Source organism: Stieleria sp. JC731 (assembly GCF_020966635.1).
In the GTDB taxonomy this organism is placed as follows: Bacteria; Planctomycetota; Planctomycetia; order Pirellulales; family Pirellulaceae; genus Stieleria.
Genome location: NZ_JAJKFQ010000029.1, coordinates 495,356 through 517,783, shown reverse-complemented (window position 1 = coordinate 517,783; position 22,428 = coordinate 495,356). Strand labels below are relative to the sequence as shown.

General features: G+C 53.7%; 12 protein-coding genes. 3 read left to right on the top strand and 9 right to left on the bottom strand.

Annotated features, from left to right (window positions below; all coding sequences use genetic code 11):
* Window positions 1–124: 124 nt before the first annotated feature.
* From LOC67_RS26655 to LOC67_RS26630, 6 genes are all read right to left on the bottom strand, one after another.
* Complete coding sequence (locus LOC67_RS26655) at window positions 125–1,540, bottom strand: ArsB/NhaD family transporter (RefSeq protein ID WP_230265899.1); 1,416 nt, start codon at window positions 1,538–1,540, stop codon at window positions 125–127.
* Between the two features lie 161 nt (window positions 1,541–1,701).
* On the bottom strand, window positions 1,702–2,760 hold the full coding sequence (locus LOC67_RS26650) for a CNNM domain-containing protein (protein WP_230265898.1): 1,059 nt from the start codon (window positions 2,758–2,760) through the stop codon (window positions 1,702–1,704).
* Window positions 2,761–2,901: 141 nt separating this feature from the next.
* Window positions 2,902–3,534 (bottom strand): PEP-CTERM sorting domain-containing protein, encoded by a 633-nt coding sequence (locus tag LOC67_RS26645; protein ID WP_230265897.1) that lies wholly within the window; start codon window positions 3,532–3,534, stop codon window positions 2,902–2,904.
* 99 nt (window positions 3,535–3,633) lie between these two features.
* Window positions 3,634–6,477: a beta strand repeat-containing protein gene (locus tag LOC67_RS26640; protein WP_230265896.1), complete on the bottom strand. Its 2,844-nt coding sequence runs from the start codon at window positions 6,475–6,477 to the stop codon at window positions 3,634–3,636.
* A gap of 253 nt (window positions 6,478–6,730) precedes the next feature.
* Entirely contained in the window at window positions 6,731–7,474 is a 744-nt protein-coding gene (locus LOC67_RS26635) for a redoxin domain-containing protein (protein WP_230265895.1), read from the bottom strand.
* 87 nt (window positions 7,475–7,561) lie between these two features.
* Window positions 7,562–8,239, bottom strand: a complete 678-nt coding sequence (locus LOC67_RS26630; RefSeq protein WP_230265894.1) for a papain-like cysteine protease family protein — start codon at window positions 8,237–8,239, stop codon at window positions 7,562–7,564.
* Between the two features lie 194 nt (window positions 8,240–8,433).
* Between LOC67_RS26630 and LOC67_RS26625 the strand changes: the two genes are divergently transcribed.
* Window positions 8,434–11,529, top strand: coding sequence for an FG-GAP-like repeat-containing protein (locus LOC67_RS26625; RefSeq protein WP_230265893.1), 3,096 nt, complete (start codon window positions 8,434–8,436; stop codon window positions 11,527–11,529).
* 4 nt (window positions 11,530–11,533) lie between these two features.
* Here LOC67_RS26625 and LOC67_RS26620 read toward each other — a convergent pair whose 3' ends face one another.
* Window positions 11,534–13,240 carry a hypothetical protein gene (locus tag LOC67_RS26620; RefSeq protein ID WP_230265892.1) on the bottom strand — a complete coding sequence of 569 codons (1,707 nt, stop codon included), beginning with the start codon at window positions 13,238–13,240 and terminating at the stop codon, window positions 11,534–11,536.
* A gap of 828 nt (window positions 13,241–14,068) precedes the next feature.
* Complete coding sequence (locus LOC67_RS26615) at window positions 14,069–15,328, bottom strand: DUF1559 domain-containing protein (protein WP_230265891.1); 1,260 nt, start codon at window positions 15,326–15,328, stop codon at window positions 14,069–14,071.
* 402 nt (window positions 15,329–15,730) lie between these two features.
* Between LOC67_RS26615 and LOC67_RS26610 the strand changes: the two genes are divergently transcribed.
* Complete coding sequence (locus LOC67_RS26610; RefSeq protein WP_230265890.1) at window positions 15,731–18,757, top strand: FG-GAP-like repeat-containing protein; 3,027 nt, start codon at window positions 15,731–15,733, stop codon at window positions 18,755–18,757.
* A gap of 26 nt (window positions 18,758–18,783) precedes the next feature.
* Window positions 18,784–21,864, top strand: a complete 3,081-nt coding sequence (locus LOC67_RS26605) for an FG-GAP-like repeat-containing protein (RefSeq protein WP_230265889.1) — start codon at window positions 18,784–18,786, stop codon at window positions 21,862–21,864.
* A gap of 66 nt (window positions 21,865–21,930) precedes the next feature.
* Here the strand turns inward: LOC67_RS26605 and LOC67_RS26600 are convergent, their stop codons facing one another.
* Complete coding sequence (locus LOC67_RS26600) at window positions 21,931–22,116, bottom strand: hypothetical protein (protein ID WP_230265888.1); 186 nt, start codon at window positions 22,114–22,116, stop codon at window positions 21,931–21,933.
* Between the last annotated feature and the right edge of the window lie 312 nt (window positions 22,117–22,428).

The following is a 22,428-nucleotide window of genomic DNA, read 5'->3' as shown; positions in this document are numbered from 1 at the left end:
TGCGGCGACATGGTTTCTGGCAATATTGCTTCGTCTGTAAATGATGCGTTTGGGCGTCGGCTTCATCAAGTGAGGCCAACGCCAGAGGGCGTCAGTGGCTTTAATCTCCAAAAGCCCTTTGCGATTAAAGGCTGGGGAGCCAGCCTCGATCCGCCGCCACCAAAATGTAGGCGATCGCACCGGCGACTTGGATAAGCATGATCGTGCCACCTAGCTTCAGGAATGTGCCCCAGCCAACATGAACACCAGCTTCTTTCTTTAGTGCGTAGATCGCGATCACACACGAGATTGAACCGATGGGCGTACCGTTTCCGCCCAGGTTGCAGCTGATTATCAGTGTCCACCAAAGCGTCTCGATCGAAACGTTGGGATCTGCGGCAATGTCTTTGACGATCGGGATCAGGGTCGCGGCGACTGGGATGTTGTCAACGATGCTGCTGGCAACGGCCGAGAACACGCCAAGTAATGGGACGAGCAGCATCATCTGGTTGTCGGAGAACTTGACAACTTGTTCGGCCACCCAGGCGAGTGCACCGGTCTGCTTCACGCAACCGATAATCACGAACAGTCCCATGAAAAACAGGATGACTGTCCAGTTGACTTTGTGAATTGCATCTTCAACGCCTTTGCCGGCAAACAGCAGTGCTGCTGTGGCTCCCACCATCGCGATGAAGTCCATTCCCACACCCAGCTGCTGTGCGAAGACAAAACCGACAACGGTTAGCAGCAAGATTGACGCGCTGCGAATAAGAACGCGTTTGTCTTCGACCATCGCCCACGGATCGAAGGTTTCAATCTGTGCTTTCAGGTCGTTCTTTTGTTGTTCGGACTGTTTCCAGGGAAGGTCGTTACGGAAAAAGATCCTCAAAACGACAATAGCGACGACCAGGCTGACCAGGGCATAGGGCAGGCTGACTTGCAAAAAGTGCGCGTACGGGATTCCAGCGGCCGTCCCGATCATGATGTTTGGTAAGCCGCTGGCAAACGTCGCAATGGCTCCACTGTTGGCACAGATGGCAACACTCAGCAAGAACGGCATCGGTTTGTAATTCAGCGAACGGCAGATCACCAAAACCAATGATGAAAGGATCAGCATCGCGGGGACGATGGTCAGCACCGCGACAAACAAAAACGTCACAATGCAGAGAGTCAGGAAAAGCTTCGTTGCCGAGCCGCCTGTGAAACGCACGATATACATCGACAAGAAATGAAACAGGCCACTTTTGCCGACAACATCGACCAGGATTCCCGTTCCGATGATCACTCCGAAGATGTTCAAGTCTTCTTTGAGGAACTCGTAGATCTTGGGGTATTCGAATAGATGCAGCGCGAGCCCCAGCGTGACCAGGACTGCGGCTCCGCAGAGTGCGGCGACGGTTTTGTGGAATCGTTCGACCGCGACACCAACGTAGGTAGCGCACATCACGGCGGCGAACAGCAGCATCACACCGGCTGATGCGGGCTGAACTGCTTCTTCTTCTACCGAAGATGCCAGCAGCGGTGCCGCAATCGATGGCATGGAAAGCAAAAGGTCGGTCATCGCATTGAAGTTCGAATTTGTGGCAAAAGCAGTGGAGGCGGATGCTGGTTCGACGATCATCCGAACAGTCCGTTGTTTCTTGCGATTTGGCCGTCCATGTGTGGTGTCGCCAAACCGGTGAGGTCTTATCGTCTGGGAGGGCAGTGAATGCCCATGGGCGACTACGCGTTTTCCTCAGGAACCTTCAGTCCCATGTTCTTCGCTCGCTGTTTCCAGCGTTTCCGGGCGACCTTTTGCATGTCGATGTTCTTGTCGTGCTCATCGACGATTTCCATCCCGAGCAGCGTTTCGATCACGTCTTCGAGTGTGACGATCCCTTGAGTGCTGCCGTACTGATCGGTCACGATCGCAATGTGTTGTCGCTGTTCGACGAGCTGATCAAAGGCCTCTTTGGCGCTCGTTTCCATATCGACCGCGATGATGTCACGACGCAATTGGCGTAGCGGGACATCGTCCTCGTCCTTTGCTGCTGCGAGCAAAAGTTCCGAACGCATGATAAAACCGGTGACATGGTCGAGGTTGTCTTTGTAGATCGGTATCCGCGACACAAATAGGTCAGGCTGCTGCGACATGATTTCGCCAACCGTTTCCGATTCCGAAAAGGCGATCACGACAACACGAGGCGTCATGATGTCTGCAGCGGTGATTTCAGGGAACTGCATCAGTGATCGGAACAGACGCGATTCGTGTTCTTCCAACACGCCCTGCTCGGCGCCGATTTCCGCCATCGCGCCCAGCTCATCTCGGGTCAGCGTGTGGTGGCCCTTTCCGCCTGAGAGTAGCTTTGTCAACCGTTCGCTGAGCCAAACGAGTGGATAGAGGATCAGGATTAGGTAGCCGACCGTCTTGGCTATGAACGGCCCTAGAGATCGCCAGTAGAGTGCACCGAGTGTCTTGGGGATGATCTCGCTAAAGACAAGGATCAATAGTGTCAGCAAGGCACTGACGAAAGCAAGCGGAACGTTTTTCAGGGCGACTGCAGCTTGAGCACCGACGCCCGCCGCGCCGATCGTGTGCGCGATCGTATTAAGGCTTAGGATTGCCGCGAGTGGGCGATCGACGTTGTCTTTCAGTTTTTTAAGACGTTCGGCGTCTTTCGCGTTCTTCTGGGCAAGCGTCGCGATGAACGAAGGCGTGATCGACAGTAAAACCGCTTCTGCGATGCTGCAATAGAAAGAGAATCCGATCGCAACGCAAAGATAAACAATCAGCAGGGTCATTGATGTAGGCCGATGGCAGCGGAAGGGTTGATTGACAATCAAAGCTAGCGACCTGCCAATAAAAAAACCACCCAGGTAACCCAGGTGGTTTCGATACTTAAAGCTTTGATTTGGCCGAACGATGTTCGTTATCGCTTGCGTTTAGCGTCGTCTGCGGCGAAATCCGAGAGCAACACCTGCAACTGCCAGGAATCCGATCGAACTTGGCTCAGGTATCGCTGTGATCGAAAGGACGCCTGCGTTGACGACCGGATCGTAGACAGTTAGCAGCGAGTCGGAAATTCCGTCGGATGCACTCGAGGAATCGATCGTGATTTGGTAATCGCCAGCGACGGCAAGACTGCGATCAATTTGCAGGTTCACCGTATGAAGCAATTGGTTGGTTCCGGCGGCGAAAGTTACCGGGGTGAATTGTGCTTCGGCGACAGCGAAATCACCGGCGGCAGGTGATTGGTTAACGTTTAGTCCGATCGTTCCGGGGAACAGGTTGCCGGACTCCACTGGAGTTGTTGCGTCGAGGCTGACACCAAGCGGATAGCTACCCGGTGAGACTGGGGCGATGTCGTAAAGCAGGTTGTACCCGTAGGCAACCTCGTCATCGCCAGGAGAACTGATGCCGACGTTTTCAATGAAAACATCAAACGAGGCGCTTGCCATCCCGGAACCGGACGAGATGTCAACGGTGACTGAGCCAATATTGATGACCAGTTCCGAATGTGCCATTGAGGTCAGGCTAGCCCAAGCCGCAAGAGCGAGAAAAGTTTTCTGAATCATGAGAGCTTCAAATAGATAGGGTGTTCACTAGGCCGCAAAGTTTAACACGGTGCGGTGGTCGTTCACAACACTTTGGGGGGCGGGGGAAAACATCCAACTCTAGAACAGTGTTTCAGGGGTCTCCATTAATAAATTAGTTGACAGGTTGTCTTCGTCTTGAAAAAGCATGTCGACTGCGGATGCAAATTCTGATTCTGCCAACGGCGCTGGGATTGGAGGCGCCGATGGCAAACCTGCGCCAAGCTGTCCAAACACGGTTCCAATATCTGGGATACCAACAAATCCATCCGCATCGATGTCGGCACGTGCCGAGGCGACATCACTTGGCGAACTTCCCAGTTCGTTGAATACCCCGCCAATGTCGGGGATACCGACGAAACCGTCGCCATCTTTGTCACCGGCCAAGACATTGAATCGGAAATTGAAATCACCACCCGCGGTTGCGTTGCCAGACTGGAGGCTGACTTCGTTGGTCCATTCGCCATCGAGTGGATTGCCGGCTGGGTCGGTCAATGAATCTCGAATTTGCAGCAAAATCGAATCACCCAAAATCGGTTGGGAAAGGGTGATCGTTCCCGTGTTTGCCCCATCAACGCCAAACTGCAAACCAGCGGTCGTCAGGTAATCGGCTTGCGTCGTGCCGATCAGCGAAAGGTTGCCTGCGGCAAATTCGGTCGAAATGTTTTCGCTGAAGACGACATAAATCTTGTCGATTCCGGTGATCCACGGAACTGGTGTTAGTTGTTCTGAACCCGGTAGTGAAAGGCCAAGGCCATTGCCTGCTCCTGGGCCATCGACTGTATCAATCATTGATGTTGACCACGACGACGAAGCAACGATTAAGTCGATAATCTGTGGCGGTGTCGAGTCTGATGGGGTGATAGTCGTTGTCGCCGTGGCGGTGTTGTTCGATGGGATGTCATCGGTTTCGTTCGCGTCAACCGTGCCCACGGCCGTGACCGTTGTCGAGCTGCCTGCGCCAACAGCGATGGTCGCGTCGACACGATAGATCACTTGGTCACCCGGCTGCAGGTCAAAGTTCTCATTGATCTCGCCACTGCCGTTGGTCAATGTATTGCCAATGCCATAGATCACGAAGGACTGCCCTTCGGAACCTAGGAAACCCGTGGTAGGAAGCGAAAACGGGGCGCCGAAGATGACATCGTCGAAGCCGTCTCCATTGACATCACCCGCGAAAGAACCGACGAAGGGGGCATCATCGAAGTCACCCGTTTCGACTTTGAAACCGTTTGTGCCGTCGAGCGTGAGTGGGTCGACCGATGCACCTAGATTTTGATTGGTACCGAAGACGACGAAGCCACCGACAAAGTCTGCGTTGGCGAACACCACATCGTTGAATCCATCGCCATTGAAATCGCCACCGCCACCTGCAGCGACTTGGAAACTAAATGGCACGAAGTAGCCGTTGCTACCATCAAGCGTTGAAAGGTTCAGCGAGGCGCTACCCGAGTTGGTTCCGTAGACGACATAGGCTCCGGAGTTGAAGTCGTCGCTATCGACAATCACAAAATCCGCTAGCCCGTCACCGTTGACATCGCCCAAAGCATCCGCGTCCAGGCCCAGTCTAGGGTTGGTCGATCCGGAAATCTCCATGCCAGTTGATGAACCTAGCGAGCCGACATTGAAAGTCGCCGTATAGCTTCCACCGCCGTAAATGATGTAGCTGGTTCCATTCGAAGTACCGGCCGAATCATAAGACGCAGAAACCAAGATGTCGTCGATTGTGTCCCCGTTGAAATCGCCGATGCCGGCAACGCTTTCCCCGAGGTTGGCTCCGGAGTCCGAGGTGACAATCGCGAAACCGTTGGTGCCGTTAAGGCTGGCAGGCGAGATCGAACCGGAAGCGAAAGTGCTCGCTCCGAAGATGACGTACGATTCGCCTTCGGTGCTGGAAAAGAAATCGCCTGGAGCGCCGACGATCACATCATCGATGCCGTCATTGTTGAGGTCGCCTGCACCATCAATGCTGGCACCCAGCAGTGCATCTTGAGCGGTTCCGGGGATCGAAAATCCGTTGCTGCCGTTGAGGGTCGTGACGTCAAAGCTGGACCCAAACGTGGATGATCCAAAGACAATGAAAGCTTCTCCGGCGCTGTTCAATCCTCCCGGTGAAGAGTCAGGGCTGCCGAGGATAATGTCTGGGATGCCGTCGTCGTTCACATCACCAGCCGATTTGGCCGAGATGATTCCGCCGGTGGTTCCGAACCCGTTGAAGAAGAAACCTTCGCTGGCGCTGATCGATCCTAAGTCGATCTGTGATGAAAAGCCGGTGTCGGTACCATAGACGACATACAGCTTGTCGGCAGCACCGATCGCAAAGTCATCGAATCCGTCATCATTGATGTCGCCGATTCCCGCAACGGGCAAACCAGACTGGTCAGAACCGCCATCCCCGTCGACGGCAAAACCCGTTGAGCCATTGATATCGGCCGTCATGATGGTCGCAGGAATCGTGCGAAGGACCTCACGTTCCCAAGTGATCCCGGTCAGTCCGGCATCAAAGGTGACAGCCAAGTTTGTGTTTTCTGCCGAACCCGGTCCAGCGTTTTCGAAGGTGATTTCTGATGTCAGCGGATCACCAACATCCAGTGGCCCCGCAACCTGGACGATGGATGCCGAAACGTCGACATTGCCGGCGACGGCGGGGGCCGATTGCAATGTCGACAGTGTTTCAAGTTCAGCGAGCTCCCCTTCGCCAACAGACGCTGATCGAAATGCCGGACAAAGGCTGCGGCCTTCTTCGGTCACGATGACTTCGCCAAAATTGGTTTCATCGCCGGTTGGCAAGGCGACTGCAAAGCCACTGTCAGCAGCCAGCAGTTGTCGCGATTCCAGGCATTCCAAAAGGCTGCGTCGAAACCCGTAACGTCGATGTTGCGGGCGACGCTCGGCCGCGGGGCGAGCGGACTTGCGAAGCGACATGTGATGTGCGTCTCAGAAGTAGCTTTAGGAGGAACTCGGTTCACGCAAGAACCGAAGATGAGCAGCGCTGATGATTTGGGGAATCGCGCGGATTTTGACGATACCTCCTATGATACCCCCTGTCAAATTCTTTAGCCCGACCGGCCTGCCAAGCGGGGGGCGATCAACGGTGTCACACAGTTGCGCAGATTCGCCACCGCAGAATCGCCATTTCAAAACGGTACTGCTGCAGCGACAAAACCGTTGACGTGGACTATCGACGAGCCAGCTCACCCATTTTGGGAAGCAAGTCACGATACAAATCATCAATCGGGTGATGTCCACAAGAGTCCCCTTGGACGATGAAGTCTTGATCGACCAAGTGGAATCCGGGAATCATCTGATACGTTTTCTCGCTCAGCATTTCTGGTCTGCCCTGCATCACAACTTTGTCGTGTTGACGTTCCATATCAAAGTGCTCAGCCCAGGCCTTTGTCTCGGACATGGTGGGGGCAGACTGGTCGCCGCCGTACAGCAAGACTTGAACAAACACGACATCTTTGCCGAGGTCGACGTTCGCGTAGCGACGCGAGTAATGCTCGATCGAATCCAGGCCGGGTTGAACTCGGAACTGACCGAAGGGTCCACGCTGCTTGCCACCTGCAAAAGCTTGGCAACCCTGGCACGAGACGGCCGCATATTCAATCAGGATGACCTTGCCTTTGAAGTCTGACAGTCGAAGTGTCTTACCGGTTTGATCCTTCAGATTTATATCCGGATAAGCTTTGCCTTTAATCGGCGGCCAATGTGATAGCCAAGTTTGGTCGCCGACAGCGTTATGTTCATTCTGGTCCGATGTGCTTGAACTAATCGCCATCGAGGTCAGTCGGACTGGAACGTTCAAAATCGAACGAATCGATGGAGACGAAATCGCAGTCACGGTTAGTCCCAGCAGTGCAGCCAGCAGTGCAGAGAGTGCGGCACAACCGATAAAAAGCGATTTTGGGCTACGGCTCATTCTAGGAAGCTCGGTCTTCAAGAGTTCCCGAAAGGTCTGATTGAAGAACGCACTTTCTTCCGGGGGGATCGTTGAAGCCTAGCATGCTTAAAGCGAGCAGGTTCGTGCCGGTAGATAGAGGAACGAGATCGACCCGCTGGTGTCCATGTCCGAAGACGAAGTCGGGATGAAGATCTGATCGCCGACACTGATTCGGTTCGGGTCAGGACGTTTGGTCCGAAAGGCAGCGTTGTTGGCGTGTTGATAGATCTTTTTCCAGTCGACGCCGTGGTCGCGACCGATCAATGAAAGCGTGTCGCCTTTTTGGACGGTGTACATGCCAGACGTTTCGCGAAGTAGCCAGCCCGACAATGATCTCCATTCGATCGCACCGCGACGGGGCGGCCAGGGGTCGTAAACTTTGACACGATCCCCATCGATGCCGGCGATCACCACGATGTGAGCGTCCCCGTTGACCCACAACGGTCCATGGATTCGCAGCATCGTTTCGATTTCTGCAGAGGTATTCGAGCTGGGACTGATTTGTGGCTCTTGTCTGAGTCCAAGTCGTCGAGCCATCTGCAAAATGGCTGGATTCGTAATCCCTTGATCGGCATCGCGGATCTGTTGGCACCGCCGGTCCAGTTCAGGGGGAATCATATCCACGAAGCTTTGTTGGCATCGATTCATCTGCCACTGGATGAGCATTCGGGCACTCGCGTACCAGCACGACCAGCCCATTTGCTGGGGAATCAATTTCATGTCGGGGATTACGTATTTTGCCATCGTGTATTCCGAACGGATGGTTTTGCGGACTGTGTTAGAACATGAGCCGTGGTGTCTGGTGCCACATCAATGCATAGCGAACTCTTGGCGGACTTGTTTCAACAAATCGTCGACTGTTGCATCGCTTTTTAAAAACAGCTGATCAGGCCTATAATTCCGTCACTTCTCGTTCGCTGGCTTTTACCGCGGTCATCATGCATTTTCTTACCAGCAGTTATCGACGCCCTTCCAGACTCGCATTCAACATTGCGCTGGCAGTATTGCTAGTCGGCTCGACCGGATGCCGGAAGCAACCGTCAAATCAGGAACAAGCCGGTGATGTATCGCAATCGTCGGCCGAACCGAGCACGTCCGATGTCCAGGCAAAGCCCGATGCGACTGTCACGGCAGAGTTGCCTTCGCAAAATGTGAAACCGCCGGATGAAAGCCCGGAAAAGGAACCCTCCGTCCCGACTCGGGAACAATCAATTGACGCAGCCCTTACCGCCCAGGACCAGGGGCGGTTCGACAAAGCGATCGAGATTCTGCAGCAGTTGATTCTTCAAGACCCCAAGGACTACGTTGCCGTATTCCATTTGGCAAATGCCGAAGCTGGTAAGGGCAATTTGCTGAACGCGGCCGAGATGTTATCCGAGATTCCGCCGACAGATCCCGACTCCGGACTACCCGCCTTAGGCGTCGCGGCGGACTGGTATTTAGAACTGAAGCGATTCGACAAGGCGGAGCAGCGGTATCGTCAGATCTTGCAACTCGCTCCACAGTTTAATATCGCAAGACGCAGGCTGGCATATTTGCTCAATCGACAGGGGCGTCGCTACGAAGCGAATGAATTGATCGAGCAGCTCTGCATGGCAGGTGATATCACGCAAGATGAGCTGTTTGCATTGATCGTCGAATCCGATGCCTTGTATGACGCTCCGGATCAATCGCCCAGCAATGGTACTCGGCCCTATTGGCCGATCGGTTCACTAGGCGAGGCACGGCATCAATTCACGACGCAAAACTATGAACAAGCCGCCGTGCTATTGAAACCGTCGATCGAAGACGGTTCGGCCAGTCAAGCCGCGATCGCCTTCTATGGTTTGGTGCTCGTCGAAGGCCAGCTTGATGCAGATTTTCAAAAATGGTTGTCGTTTGTTTCCGAACCTACCAAAGCTTTTCCGGAGTATTGGGCTGCGATCGGATACCATCTCGTTCGCGAAGCAAAATTCGAATCGGCCGTCGGTGCACTTGCCGAAGCCTTGCGACTGGATCCGACCGACCATCGCAGCGTTCGGCGGATGATTCAATCCTTTCGATCATTGAAGAACGAAGCGGCTGAAGAAGCCTTTAAAACGCGGTATAAACAGCTCAATCGTGTGATCGAGTTGGGCAACCAGATCGCGACTGAGGAGACTTCGAAGTATCAAGCAATGGTCGAGCTAGCCGATCAGTTGGCAGAACTCGGGCGACCACTCGAAGGCATCTTGTGGAAGTCTCTTGCGTTCAGTTCTGTACCCAATCAGCAGAGCCAACTTCAACAGCTTGGTGTGGCTCTCAAACAAGTGACCTCTTCGGCAGATGCGTTCCCCAGCTTGCCCACGCGTTGGTGCGGTGTGGATCTTTCAAAGTTCCCCAAACCGAGTGTTGATCCCAGTGACATTGTCAATCCGCAACAAGGCTTGGCATCTGCATTGCCCGTGGATTTGACCGAAGCTGATTTCAGGGACGTTTCCATTCCGTTAGGAATTGATCATCGATATAAGGTTGCCGCCAGCGATCAGAAAAAAGCTTTCGCGATCTATCAGCAACTAGGCGGAGGCGTCGCCGCCCTGGACTACGATTTGGATGGATTGGTTGATTTATATCTCGCGCAAGGTGCCGCCGACGCACCTGACTTTGTTGCAAACGAATCGGACAAGCTGCTTCGGCATGTGATCGTTCGCACGCATGCGATGATCGACCAAACCGAATCGGCTGGCCTCTCCGAGCGCCAATACACCATCGGCGTAACGTCAGGTGATTGGAATCAGGATGGCTTTCCCGATCTCGCGATCAGCAACATCGGAATCAATCAGCTGATGATTAACCGTGGCGACGGAACCTTCGCCGTGAAAGACTTGGATTCAGAGCCTAAGCTAACGCGATGTGTGTCTTCATTGGCGATGGGGGATGTGACCGGCGATCATCTGCCCGACATCGTATCGCTTAACTACATCGACGATCCGGCGATTGCTCGGCGACCAAAGTTAGATCTCCAAGGCAACGTGACCGCTTCGATTGCCCCATTGGAATTCAAGCCCCAGCTGGATGACCTGTATCGTAATTCGGCAACGGGTGAGCATGCCGCAACGGTCATCGGGACATCGCAGGAGGACGCATGCACCGGCTTGGGCATCGTGATCGCTGACCTTTTGGGTGACCGACGCAACGAGATCTTGGTTGGAAACGACGCGTTACAAAACCAACTTTGGAAAGCCAATGATAAAAACGAGTTTGCAGATGTGGCGGTCGCGACCGGATGCGCATATGGGGCGCACAGCCTAGCCACGGCCGCGATGGGAATCGCCGTTGCCGACTTTGATCGGTCGGGCAGCCCCGACTTTCACATCACGAACTTTTCCAAAGAGCCAAACAGCTTGTATTTGCAAGACGATGGCATGTACCGGGACTTGAGTATTCGTTTTAAGCTCGAAACAGAAAGCATCCCGATGGTGGGCTTTGGGACGCAGCCAATCGATTACAACAACGACGGTTGGTGTGACTTGGCGATTGCCAATGGACATGTGGATGATCTTGCCCACGCAGGCGAACCATTCAAACAGTTGCCGCAACTGTTTGCCAACCGAGGTGACAAGTTTCAAAGCCTTGAACCCGCAACGGACAACTATTGGAAACTGCCGCACCTAGGCCGAGCCATGGCGATGTTAGACTTTGATACCGACGGTCGCCAGGATTATGTTGTGACGGATCTTCAGGACCGTTGCTCGCTGATCCTTAACCAAACGAATGCAGGTTCCAATTGGATGCAGTTGGCGTTGGTCGGAACCGAAAGCGAACGTGACGCCATCGGTGCACGCGTTACCGTCAAGGGTGAAGGACACACGTGGCATTCACAGGTCACCGCAGGCGACGGTTATCTGTGCAAGAATGAAGCGTTGGTCAGTATCGGTCTCGGGAAAGTCGCTTCGGTGGAAGAGGTGATCATTGAATGGCCCTCAGGACGGCAGCAGACATTTTCTGGTCTACCTATCAATCGACGTTCTATTTTGATCGAGGGATTGGGTCACGATTCATTTTCGAAGGAGTGACGTTTCAATTCGCTGGCTGCTGATTCGCTGTTTCTGGCGTCGTTTCATTGGGAAGCGTCGATAAACGCTGTGACATCAGGCCGGCACGATTGGCGAGTTCAGGGTTGATCGAACGGTACAGCACCGCAAGTGATCGATAGGCTGGGGCGTAAGATCCGTCAATTCGAATCGCTTCCCGGAACAGCGATTCGGCATCAGAGACTCTGCCGGACTTGGCCAGCGCCAGTGCAAGGTTGTAGGCGTCACTGGCGACGCGGCGGACCTTTGAAAGTTCGATAAGGTAGTTCACTGCGGCTTGCGGCTGTCCCGATTCCATCAACGCCGTTCCTAGTAGTTCAACTGCCGCTTCACGGCTGCGAACAGGACGTTTTTCGAGTTCGATAGCTCGCCGGGCATTTTGTAACGCGATCTTTCCTAGTTCAGCCTGTTGTGAAGAGTTGCCAGCGACCCGCTCTCGTTTTAGCTGAGCGATACGAGCGATCAATGAATAGGTTTCCGCGTCACGATTGTCGCCAAATAGAATCGCTTCGAATGACTCCGGTTTCAGTTCATTTACATCAATCTTCGACAAGGGATCATCGTTACCAAGCTGCGTTTGATCGACCGCGTTGTAGAGCCTTGCGAGCTGATCGCGACGGTTCAGTTCCGATTGAGTCAGAGTTGTTTTCGGTTGAAGTCGTCTCAGGCGGTTTTCTTCCAAATCGATATCTTCTGGTTTGCCGTCACGGTAAACCGCAATCAGGTGGCTGGTTGTGCTGGAGTGTGGGACTTCGCTGTCAATCGATGGCATATGACAAGCAACGCAGTTGTTGGAATTCTCCGAGATGCGATCGTCGACTTCGATAGGACACGATTGCTCCGTCGATTCTTGATGGCACTCGCTGCATTGTTCGCGGCGGTACTGGACTAGGTCATCGATTGGCGTTTCATGGTGTGAGTCATGACAAGTGACACAGGTCAGGGTTTCGGTTTCGGTGTAGCAGCGGCTTTGCCAAAGTTGATCAAAGTGACCAGTGAAGACCTTCTCAAAGTCGCCCGGCGGTTTGTTCTTGTAGTGCAACCGTGTTTCCGAGATGTCTTCGCCGGGACGAAAATCCCAAATCGATCGGTCTGCGGCATGGACAACCACGTCTCCTTGGAGGTGGCACTGGGCGCAGACCGATTCCAGGTGCAATCGATCCAGACTGGTCGGGTTCACGATTTTGGAATCGATGCCATCGCGCTGTTTCTTGTCTCCCGCGGCAATCGCTTGATAAAGATCTGTGTGGGCTTGTCCGGGGCCATGGCAACGTTCGCATCCGATTGCCAGTTCATGGATCTCCGGTTTTCGCGGATTGTCTTCGCGTCGACTGACGAGCCCCGCATGACAGAACAGGCACTCATCATCGATCATCCGTGACAGGCCGACTTGATTTGATTTGTCGTAGCCCGGTGCCATTGCGAAATCATCACGCTTGGCGTACCAAGTCACCGGAGATTGCAGTAGGTAGTCGCCTTCGTTAAGTAGGTAGCCGTTGGCGAACGCGCCGCTGCCCATCACGTATTTGACCGGCAGTTCGTTGACTTGAGCGATGTCGTTTGGTGAGTCACTGAAGCGTTTGAATTCGCGATGGACCAAATCGCCTTTCGACTTTTGAACTTCGTAGCGTCGCCAGCTTGGATGATGTTCGATCGTGCACCCAACTGAGGCATCGTGTTCTGGATCAACCAATCGAAGCGATCGACTGTGATGAGTTCCCAGGTAGCTTGTGTGTCGCTGCGTGTGGCAACTGGCGCACTTCGCTGTTCCAACATAACCATCGGGAAGGCTGGACGTTGAGACCGGGGTGGTTGCTACGGTCGGAGTGGCTTGGCGGTTAGAACCTTTTCCAACAGCAGGGGGATTCGTCGACGCTGAATCGGAGTTTTTTTTCGTTTCGGCCGTCGTTCGATCCTGGTCAGATTTAATTGGCTGTTGCCGATCAGTCTCGCTCGGTTTGCAGCCAATGACGCAAAAAATGATCGCGATGTTGATCAGCAGCCATCGCTGATTGGATTTCGAAATTTCAAATCGGCCGAAAAGCATGGCGATCGCCGAGGTCCGTAGGCGTGCGTTTGTGAAGTGTTTCAGTCAGGGATTCTGTGAAGCTGAGCGTCGCTGTGTGCGCAGGTTACAGAAGTAAGCTGAGCAACTTTGGGAAATCCCTTTGCTGCTCTTGAGCATAGCGGCATCAACCGGTCATCGCATCTCAGCTACTCAAGGGGTGATCTTCTATTGTCGCCCTTCACACCGTGAAGGCGGCGTTCTTTACCGCGGGGATTACGAAGTGGAAGACGACTTTGTGAAAGGTTAAACCTGTGAATCACCGATCGCAAAGGCCAGCGATGCTTCAAAACTGAAGTGTCCACTTGGTCTGCTGGTGGGCGGTTTGAGTGTGCTTCTGTTTTGCTTGAATAGATTTGATCGCGTCATCGCAATTGAGTGACGGCACAAAAAAACCTCGCCCACTTTCGCAGGCGAGGTTTTCGTTATCAGTTGGTTGACTGATCTGAACTTGAATTACTGGTTCAGAGCTTCGTCAACAACTTCTTTACCGGCACGTGTACCCATTGCACCCCACAGACCGTATGGGCTGCCCTTGGCACGTGAGTAGAAGCTTGGCGATGGAGCGTGTTGGTCACCGGCTTCGATCGAATCGGTGATGAAGATAACCGCACCGTCACCCATCAGGATGTGAGCACCACCTTGGTGACGGCTAGCTGGAGCCAGTGCACCGGAGGAGTCTTGGTGACCAGTCATGCACGATTCCGAGTTTGGAGGACGGATGGTCCAAACTTGGTTCGAGGTGCACTGGTAGAACGCCCAGTTCATACCACGCGACTGACGATCGCTGTGAACCTTTTGGTGGTCGTTGCAGTTCGAGTTCTGGAAGCACCAGAAGTTGGGGCTTTCAGGATCGATTTGGTTGTCATCAACACACCAGATTGGTTGGTACTGAGGACCGCTGGTTCCGACGGCGTCCCAAGGTGCACCGTTGTTAACCGAAACAGCACTTCGTTTGTCCAAGTCACCCAAGTCCGAGATGATTTCACCCATCGCGACGGTGTTGGATAGACCGTCGAGGATGTCACGAAACTTCGCTTCACGACGAACACCGAAGAAACCGCGGTCGGTTGCCAATGCACGCTGCGCACGCCATCCGTCGCCAGGAGTCAGGTTGTTGTTCTTGAAGTTGTCTTGTTGAACGATGTGGCAAGAGTCACCCATGCAAGCGGCGTAGTTACAACGCGCCAAAGCTGGTTGGCCGGTACCTGGATCGCTGGGGCAGCGAAGGGTTGGGATTTCAGTTGCCCATGGCACGTATTCCCACTGGTCGCGAGGGCTTGGGCCCATCGCTGGCCAAGTCGCGTTGTTTGCTGGAATCAAGTATCCGTCGGTGACGGTTTGGATGCTGGGGTTACTGATGTGATCCCACAAGCCTTGTTGCTCGAAGAATGGGGTCAAACCAACGTGGATGCTCAAGCATTCGTTGTTGGTGTTGTTCGAAGGACGCCACCACTCTTGTCCGCCAAGGTTACCAGCGGTGTGGTCAATCCCGGTACCGCCACCCATCAGGGGCAGTTGCTTGTAGGCCGAGTGATAGTTGTGTAGCGCGAGGCCGAGTTGCTTGAAGTTATTGCTGCAAGCCATTCGTCGTGCTGCTTCTCGGGCGGCTTGAACCGCTGGAAGCAAAAGACCGACGAGGATGCCGATGATGGCAATGACGACCAGCAGTTCCACCAAGGTGAAACCACCAGCCCGATTACGAGCTTGTCTCATCTAGAAGAGTCTCCGAAAAGTAGAAAGAAGGACATAAAGGAAAAATGCTTTGCCCTAATGAAGGCGTACAAACAAATAATTGCCCGCTTGTTTTGTTTCGTCAATTGTGTAATCGCGCAATAGAACTTAGATATTTTGCACGGCAATTGATGATGGGTACCGAGCACCGTCCGGATGGCCAAAAGAGTGCAGTCCGAAATGGTGGATTTGTTCGGTTTCGGGCAGTTTTCTGAAGGTGTTAACGCACCATGCACGTTAAACGCGAGCTATCAAGCATAGTTCCCAAATAATGGCTGGCAGTCGCAAATTAGGGAACTCTTTGGCTGTGGTTCATCGTATTTAACGCTTAACCTACGTCTCTAGGAGATCTCTCGCTGAATCGCTTTGGGATGCACCCCAACAATGTTGATCGTTAAGTACCACCTTGGATTTTTTACCGCGTTACTGTGCACCTTTGTCATCGGCGGGTGTTCCCCCAGCTCGGATGTCGCCAAAAAATCTGAAGATAAAAATGCGGTTGCTGACCAATCCGATCGCCTCATCCCCCCGGATGAACAGATGCGTCAGGCAATGCAAGCTCAAGATTGGAAGCGTGCCGATGAGTTCATGCCTCGCGCTTTGATCGCCGGCCAAGACGATCCAAACCTGTTAACAGACGCGGCAAAGGTCGCGGCGCTCAATGGACGCAAACGCGAAGCAGCCGAGTTGCTGGTCCAGGCCGCACAGGCAGCGAACTATCAACCCGCATCGCGAGTCGACTTCGCCATCCAAGGTCTGATCGACGTCGGCGAACTGTATGCGGCCATCGATCTGTTGCAGCAAGACTTGATTGCCAACCCAGAGAACCTGAAACATCGGAAAAACCTGATCGGGTTTCTTGGCGAAGCCGAACGGCCCGAATTGGCTCAGCCTCACCTTCAGCATCTCATTAAAAGGCGTGCGTTCGATGTCCCACTGCTGCTAGCCGTCACGGAGACTTCATCGCGAAGGTACTCGTTTAACACGTCCAACATTCTGATGCAGCGGAATCCGAACGATTACCGCGTTCGACTTGGTGATGCGAAAGAACTGATCGACAAGCATGATGCGCTCGAATGTGAAACGCTGCTGCGTGAGATCCTTGATCATCATCCTGACTTTGCGCCAGCATACGCGATGCTCGGTCAAGCACTGATGGAGCAGCATGACGTCTCGGCGATTCCTGATTGGGCTTCGCAGGCTCCCGAAGGAACGGATCAGCAGCCAGCCTATTGGTTGACGATTGGTGACTGGGCGATGGCGAACGATGAATACCTCGCCGCGGTACGTTCCTATTGGCAAGCGACTCGCATTGACCCGAATGACAGCAACGCATGGATTCGGTTAACTGGTGTCCTGCAACGTATCCAAAGGACAAACTTGACGAACCAAGCAGAGCTTGCAGATACCAAGATCGACAACGTCATCAGCGATGAACTAATTCAAGCGGTTGATGATCGTATTGAGCTGCTGCTGAAGCTTCGTGCGGTTTACTACGATTTCACTTGGGACGGAAAAGACAGTCAAACGGATGCGTTCAATATCGCGAAGGTGTTGTTTTCGCTAGGTCGAACTTGGGAAGCCGAAGCCTGGTCAGCGATCGCAACAACACTGAAGCGTGACCCCGAAAAGCAACTTCCCGATTTGCGGCTGGCGATCTTAAAACGTTTGAAGCAAGATCCGAGTTGGATCACCACGATCGAGCAACCTGCACTTGCGGCTGATCTCTCATCGCTACCACTGGCCAACTTAGAAGACGGCCAACGCGAACGTACACCGACTCAGGTTCCCCTGGTCCGAACGCATCAGCATGTTGTTTTAGCTGATGAAACGGAGGCTCGTGGTTTGGCAGGTTTCGGTGGCAAGAACAATCCCGACGATGCCAAGCTCGCGCCATTGATTCGTTCGACCGGTGTTGGCGGCGGTACGATCGATTTTGATCGAGACGGCTGGCATGACCTTCTGATCATGGGAGCCGGGGGAACGATGTTGAAAACAGATTCCATGCCCAACGAATTGTTGCGCAATCTCAATGGCAGCTTTGACGCGGTGACGACTCAAGCCGGCGTGGGGGATCGAGGCTACGGGCAAGGAGCCGCGGTCGGTGATTTCAATGAAGATGGCTTCCCTGATTTGTTCTTCGCGAACTTGGGGAAAAACCGACTGTTGCGAAACAACGGCGATGGGACCTTCACCGATTGCACTGCCCTGCTGGATGACAATGACTGGCAAGAATGGAGTACTTGCGGTGCCTTCGTGGATCTGAATCACGATGGTCGATCGGATCTGATGACGACTAACTACTGTCGCACGATCAAAGACATGGACAAGGCTTGTCCCGACGACCAAGGCGTTCCTGGACCTTGCCATCCGCTGAAATTTCCTGCACACCGCGATCAGTTCTTCTTGATGAGCGATCACGGAGTGCTTCAAGATCGGTCTGAAGAACTAATCGCGGATGTGATGCCAGGACGAGGGCTGGGTATCGTCGCGGGGACATTGGACGGAAATCATGTCAGTGCGTTTGTCGCCAACGACATGACGCCCAACGCCTACTACACCGCTGTCGAGAACGAGCCGCAGCTACTGATCGAAAGTGGAGCGGCAAGTGGTTTGGCCGTCGACGGACGAACCATCGCGCAAGCTTCGATGGGGGTTGCCAGTAGCGACTTTGATGGTGACGGAGATTTGGATTTCTACGTCACAGGTTTCGGGCGTGAGTACAACATCCTGTACGATCAGGTCGCCCCTGGGTTATGGCAGGACATTACCAATCAGCTTGGGCTCGTCCGTCCGACTTTGCAATTGGTCGGTTTTGGAACGCAAGCGATCGACTTCGATGACGACGGATTGGATGAGCTGATTGTGACCAACGGTCATATTGGCGACTTCAATGAACCCGAGAGCCTTCCCTATGCCCAACCGATGCAAGTGTTCCGTCGAGGTGAAAAAGGGCGTTTTGACCTCATCCAGGACGATGCTTGGGGTGAGTATTTTCGGCAGTCACATGTAGGTCGAGCGTTGTGGACCTTGGACGCCGATCGGGACGGTCGTCGCGATGTCGTCGTAACACACTCCTATGAACCGATCTGTTTATTGGTGAATCAAACGGCCAAAGAAAATCATCACGTCACGTTTCGATTGGTGGGAAGTGAGGCTAGCCGTGATGCGATCGGAGCAATGGTACGGTTTCGCTGCAACGGGCAACCGCGAACGCTTTGGGCTTTGTCTGGAAGCGGTTACTTTTGCAGCAATGATCCGGAACTGCGTGCGGGATTAGGAAACGCAACAGAGGTCTCCGATGTGATGGTGACTTGGCCCGATGGATCGACCGAGTCCTTGGGAACCTTGGCTGGTGACCAGGAATACTTGATCGTCCAAGGTGACCCAACGGCGTTTGTCTTGCAGTAGTTTGTTCGAAGTCTTCTGGCGTTCTGATGCAACAATCGAAAACAGCTGATCGTCATTTGCAGCGTGATCGTTCGCGACATCGAGCTTGCTTCGTCGTCGTTGCGATGTTGGTGGCCGCAATGGTCGGTGGATGTCACTCATCCCAAACTTCTAACGAAGCTGGCCAGCAGAAACCGGAGTCAATTTCAAAGTCAAAAGACCCCGGTAAAGATTTACACGCGGCGGTTCAGCAAGGAGATTGGCAGCGAGCGGATCAATTGGTTGCTGATGCGTTGATCGCCAGCCCAGAAGATCCAGATGTTTTGACTGATGCGGCGATCACCAATGGTCGGCTTGGCCGCGAACGACAGGCTGCCGATCTTTTGGTGCAAGCGGTCGCGGCATCAAATTTCAGCCCCGAGGGGCAGCGTGTGCAACATGCTGTTCAGGCTCTTGTCGGACAAGGGCGTCTGTATGACGCGATTGAGCTGTTGTCCCAAGTGGTCAACACGCACCCCAAAGCACATCAGTATCGACGGATGCTGGTTGGATTTCTTGGTGAAGCACAGCTGACCGGTGAAATTCCGGTACATATGGAAGAACTGATCCGTGCCCGCCAATTTGACTTGATGCTATTGATGGCGACGACGGAGACCAGTTTCCGACGGTTTTCGTCAGGGACGATCGACACACTTCTGAAGCGCAACCCATCCGACCTGCGTCCACTGCTAGGCCGAGCGCAGACTTTATTGGAGTCACGCGATGTTGCCAGCGCAGAATCATTGCTCCGCCGAATCATAAAAAAACACCCGTCCTTCGGACCCGCACATGCCTTATTGGGCCAAGCGTTGGTGGCTCAAGGAAAGGCCGAGGATTTACCGGACTGGTTCGCTGCTGTACCTGCAGACGCTTCAGAGTTTTGTGGCTATTGGATTGCGGTCGGTCAATGGGCAATGGTCCGTCAGGAAAACCTTCAGGCGGCACGCGGCTTTTCCGAAGCGACTCGAGCTGATCCGAGCAACAGCTTTGCCTGGTCCAAGCTTGCCGACGTAATCGCAACACTGCGACAGAGCGACTTAGGCGACCTCAGCCAGCAGATTAATCTTGCGGGAATTGCCGAGGGAATTGCCAAGCGTCGCGAGGCTCTGTTGGAGCTTCGGCAGCGATTCGCAACCTTTGCCGATGGTAATCAGCAGAGTCAAGCCAAAGCCGTTGCTGTCGCCGAAGGGCTGGCCGATCTGGGACGCTACTGGGAAGCGGAAGCTTGGCTCGCCGTCGCGACGACACTGACAGCCGAATTGTCGACTCGATTACAGGAGGTGCGCAGCCAGGTCGTCGCCAAGCTTTCCAATACGACTCCTTGGCTAAGTCGAGACGGACATCCCGAGTTGAGTTTTGATGTCGCTGTGTTTCCGGCGGTGAAGTTTCGTGCCGAAGGTATTGATGAAACGAAAGCCAAAGACTTTGGTCGTCTCGCGAAATCGCCAAGCATGGAAAACCAAGCCGAACGATGGGGGCTGCGGTTTTACGGTGAAGTTGGTGACGGGGTCGAAGGCCCACGCGTCCCAATTCATCAAACGTTGGGCTGTGGAGGCGGCGTTATCGACTTTGATCTCGACGGCAAGCAAGACTTGTGTCTGGCCGCAGCTGGCGGTTCGATCGGTGAGCAAGATAGCCAACCCGCTGAACTGTTTCGCAATCTCGGTGATTCGTTTGCAGCGTGTGGTGCGATGGCCAGGGTCTCGGACAAAGGTTTTTCGCATGGCGTTTGTGTCGGTGACTACAACGACGATGGTTTTGCGGATTTGTTGGTTTTGAATCTGGGAAGGAACCGGCTGTTTCGCAACAACGGTGACGGATCGTTTAGCGATGCGTCGGATTTGTTAGGCGATGTTGGCGTTACGCAGTGGAGCAGCAGCGGTGCGATCGCTGATTTGGATGAAGACGGATTCAATGATTTCTTTATCGTTAACTATTGCGATGCGACGGAGCCGTTGGATCAGCCTTGCTACGACAGTCAGGGCAACGAGATTAATTGTTATCCGTTGCGGTTCAGGGCCGCAGCGGATGAATGTTTGAAAGGCCAACCGGACGGGACCTTTCAAGACGTCACCAAGCAATGGTTGACGCCGTCGGCCTATGGGCGTGGATTGGGAATCGTGGTTGGGCACCTCGATGGGACTAATCAAGCGGCCTATGTCGCCAATGATGCGTCGGTCAACCATTTGTATCGAAAGACCAACGATACCGACGCACCGATCAGCGAGGTCGGTATATCAGCGGGCCTTGCGGTTGATGGTCAATCCCTTGATCAAGGTTCGATGGGCATTGCGAGTTGGGATTTTGATAACGATGGCGATTTAGACTTTTACGTCACTGGCTTTGCCGGTGAATACAACATTTTGTACGAACAGAAGTCTCCGGGCCTTTGGGCCGATTCGAGCGCGATGGGGCAACTGGTAGCACCAACGCTGCAGTCTGTCGCGTTCGGGACCGAAGCGGTTGATCTAGACAACGATGGATATGAAGAGCTCTTGGTCACCAACGGGCATATCGGTGATTTCGGAAGCCGTTCGCCGCCGTACGCTCAAATGTTTCAAGTCTTTCGCCAGCACAGTGCTAACCGTTGGGAAACGCTCGACAACGCTTCCCTGGGCGAATACTTTGCAACACCGCATGTGGGGCGATCGATGATGACGCTGGATGCGAATCGCGATGGCCTAACGGACTGCGTAATCACTCATGCGACCGAACCGGTTGCCTTGTTAATCAATCAGACGGATCGTTCGAATCGGCAGATTGGATTTCAGCTTGTCGATACAGCAGGAACACGTGATGCCGTGGGTGCAATTGTACGATTTGATGTGCCGCTGGACTCCGGTGACGGCGTCGCAACACAGCGGCGAACGCTTCATCGTTTGGCTGGGCATGGCTACTTGTGTAGCAATCAGTCGCAGATGGTTGCCGGCGTCGGGCAAACGACTGAGGTTGAGAATGTCGTCGTGACGTGGCCCGATGGTGTGCAGCAGCAGTTCGGACGGCTCCAGAGTGGAGCAGAGTATTTAATCGTTCGTGACCATGCGGCGGCAGTATTGCACTGGCACGCCGCAAAGGCCACAAATCGTTAATTGCTGCAGATCGTCAAACCGAGGTGAACTTTGTTTGACGAATCATTGGAAGCGGTGATGGCCAGATCAGTTGCCTGGACGTCCGCTGCCTTGGTTTTGCATTGCTGCTTCGTAGCCTTGTTGGCTGGGCAGTTCGGAAGCAGGTACTGCGTCCTCTGGTGGCTTGGTGACGGTTTCAGTGCGGCCACCACAACCGATGCTGGTGACGGACAGGGTTGCGATCGCGATGCATGCGAGTGCAAACTTTTTCATTGCCTACCTCAATCGTTTTGAAGATGAAGAGAAATTCAACGCGGTGTTTGGCCTTCCCTAACGGGAGTGGTTTGGCCGCATTGTTCAACAGTTGGTTTGTGTCGAATGTGAAAAGACGAATTCGACCAGAACGCCGGTAAGTATAGCCAGCGAACAGGTTCTGACTATCGGGGCCGATGGACGGTATGGAGGTGAACCGACGTTTCTGACTGCGCTGAGGGGAGAATCATCCGCACTGCCGTCGCCATCGGTACCGAACCTTATGACGAGTCGCAGACCGCTTTGGTTTTTCAAAAACGTGTTTAATAGCGA

Coding starts and splice junctions, on each gene's coding strand:
- LOC67_RS26650 (WP_230265898.1), bottom strand. CDS start 2,760: ATGACCCTGCTGATTGTTTATCTTTGCGTTGCGATCGGATTCTCTTTC.
- LOC67_RS26625 (WP_230265893.1), top strand. CDS start 8,434: ATGCATTTTCTTACCAGCAGTTATCGACGCCCTTCCAGACTCGCATTC.
- LOC67_RS26635 (WP_230265895.1), bottom strand. CDS start 7,474: ATGAGCCGTAGCCCAAAATCGCTTTTTATCGGTTGTGCCGCACTCTCT.
- LOC67_RS26640 (WP_230265896.1), bottom strand. CDS start 6,477: ATGTCGCTTCGCAAGTCCGCTCGCCCCGCGGCCGAGCGTCGCCCGCAA.
- LOC67_RS26610 (WP_230265890.1), top strand. CDS start 15,731: ATGTTGATCGTTAAGTACCACCTTGGATTTTTTACCGCGTTACTGTGC.
- LOC67_RS26630 (WP_230265894.1), bottom strand. CDS start 8,239: ATGGCAAAATACGTAATCCCCGACATGAAATTGATTCCCCAGCAAATG.
- LOC67_RS26600 (WP_230265888.1), bottom strand. CDS start 22,116: ATGAAAAAGTTTGCACTCGCATGCATCGCGATCGCAACCCTGTCCGTC.
- LOC67_RS26645 (WP_230265897.1), bottom strand. CDS start 3,534: ATGATTCAGAAAACTTTTCTCGCTCTTGCGGCTTGGGCTAGCCTGACC.
- LOC67_RS26615 (WP_230265891.1), bottom strand. CDS start 15,328: ATGAGACAAGCTCGTAATCGGGCTGGTGGTTTCACCTTGGTGGAACTG.
- LOC67_RS26655 (WP_230265899.1), bottom strand. CDS start 1,540: ATGACCGACCTTTTGCTTTCCATGCCATCGATTGCGGCACCGCTGCTG.
- LOC67_RS26605 (WP_230265889.1), top strand. CDS start 18,784: ATGCAACAATCGAAAACAGCTGATCGTCATTTGCAGCGTGATCGTTCG.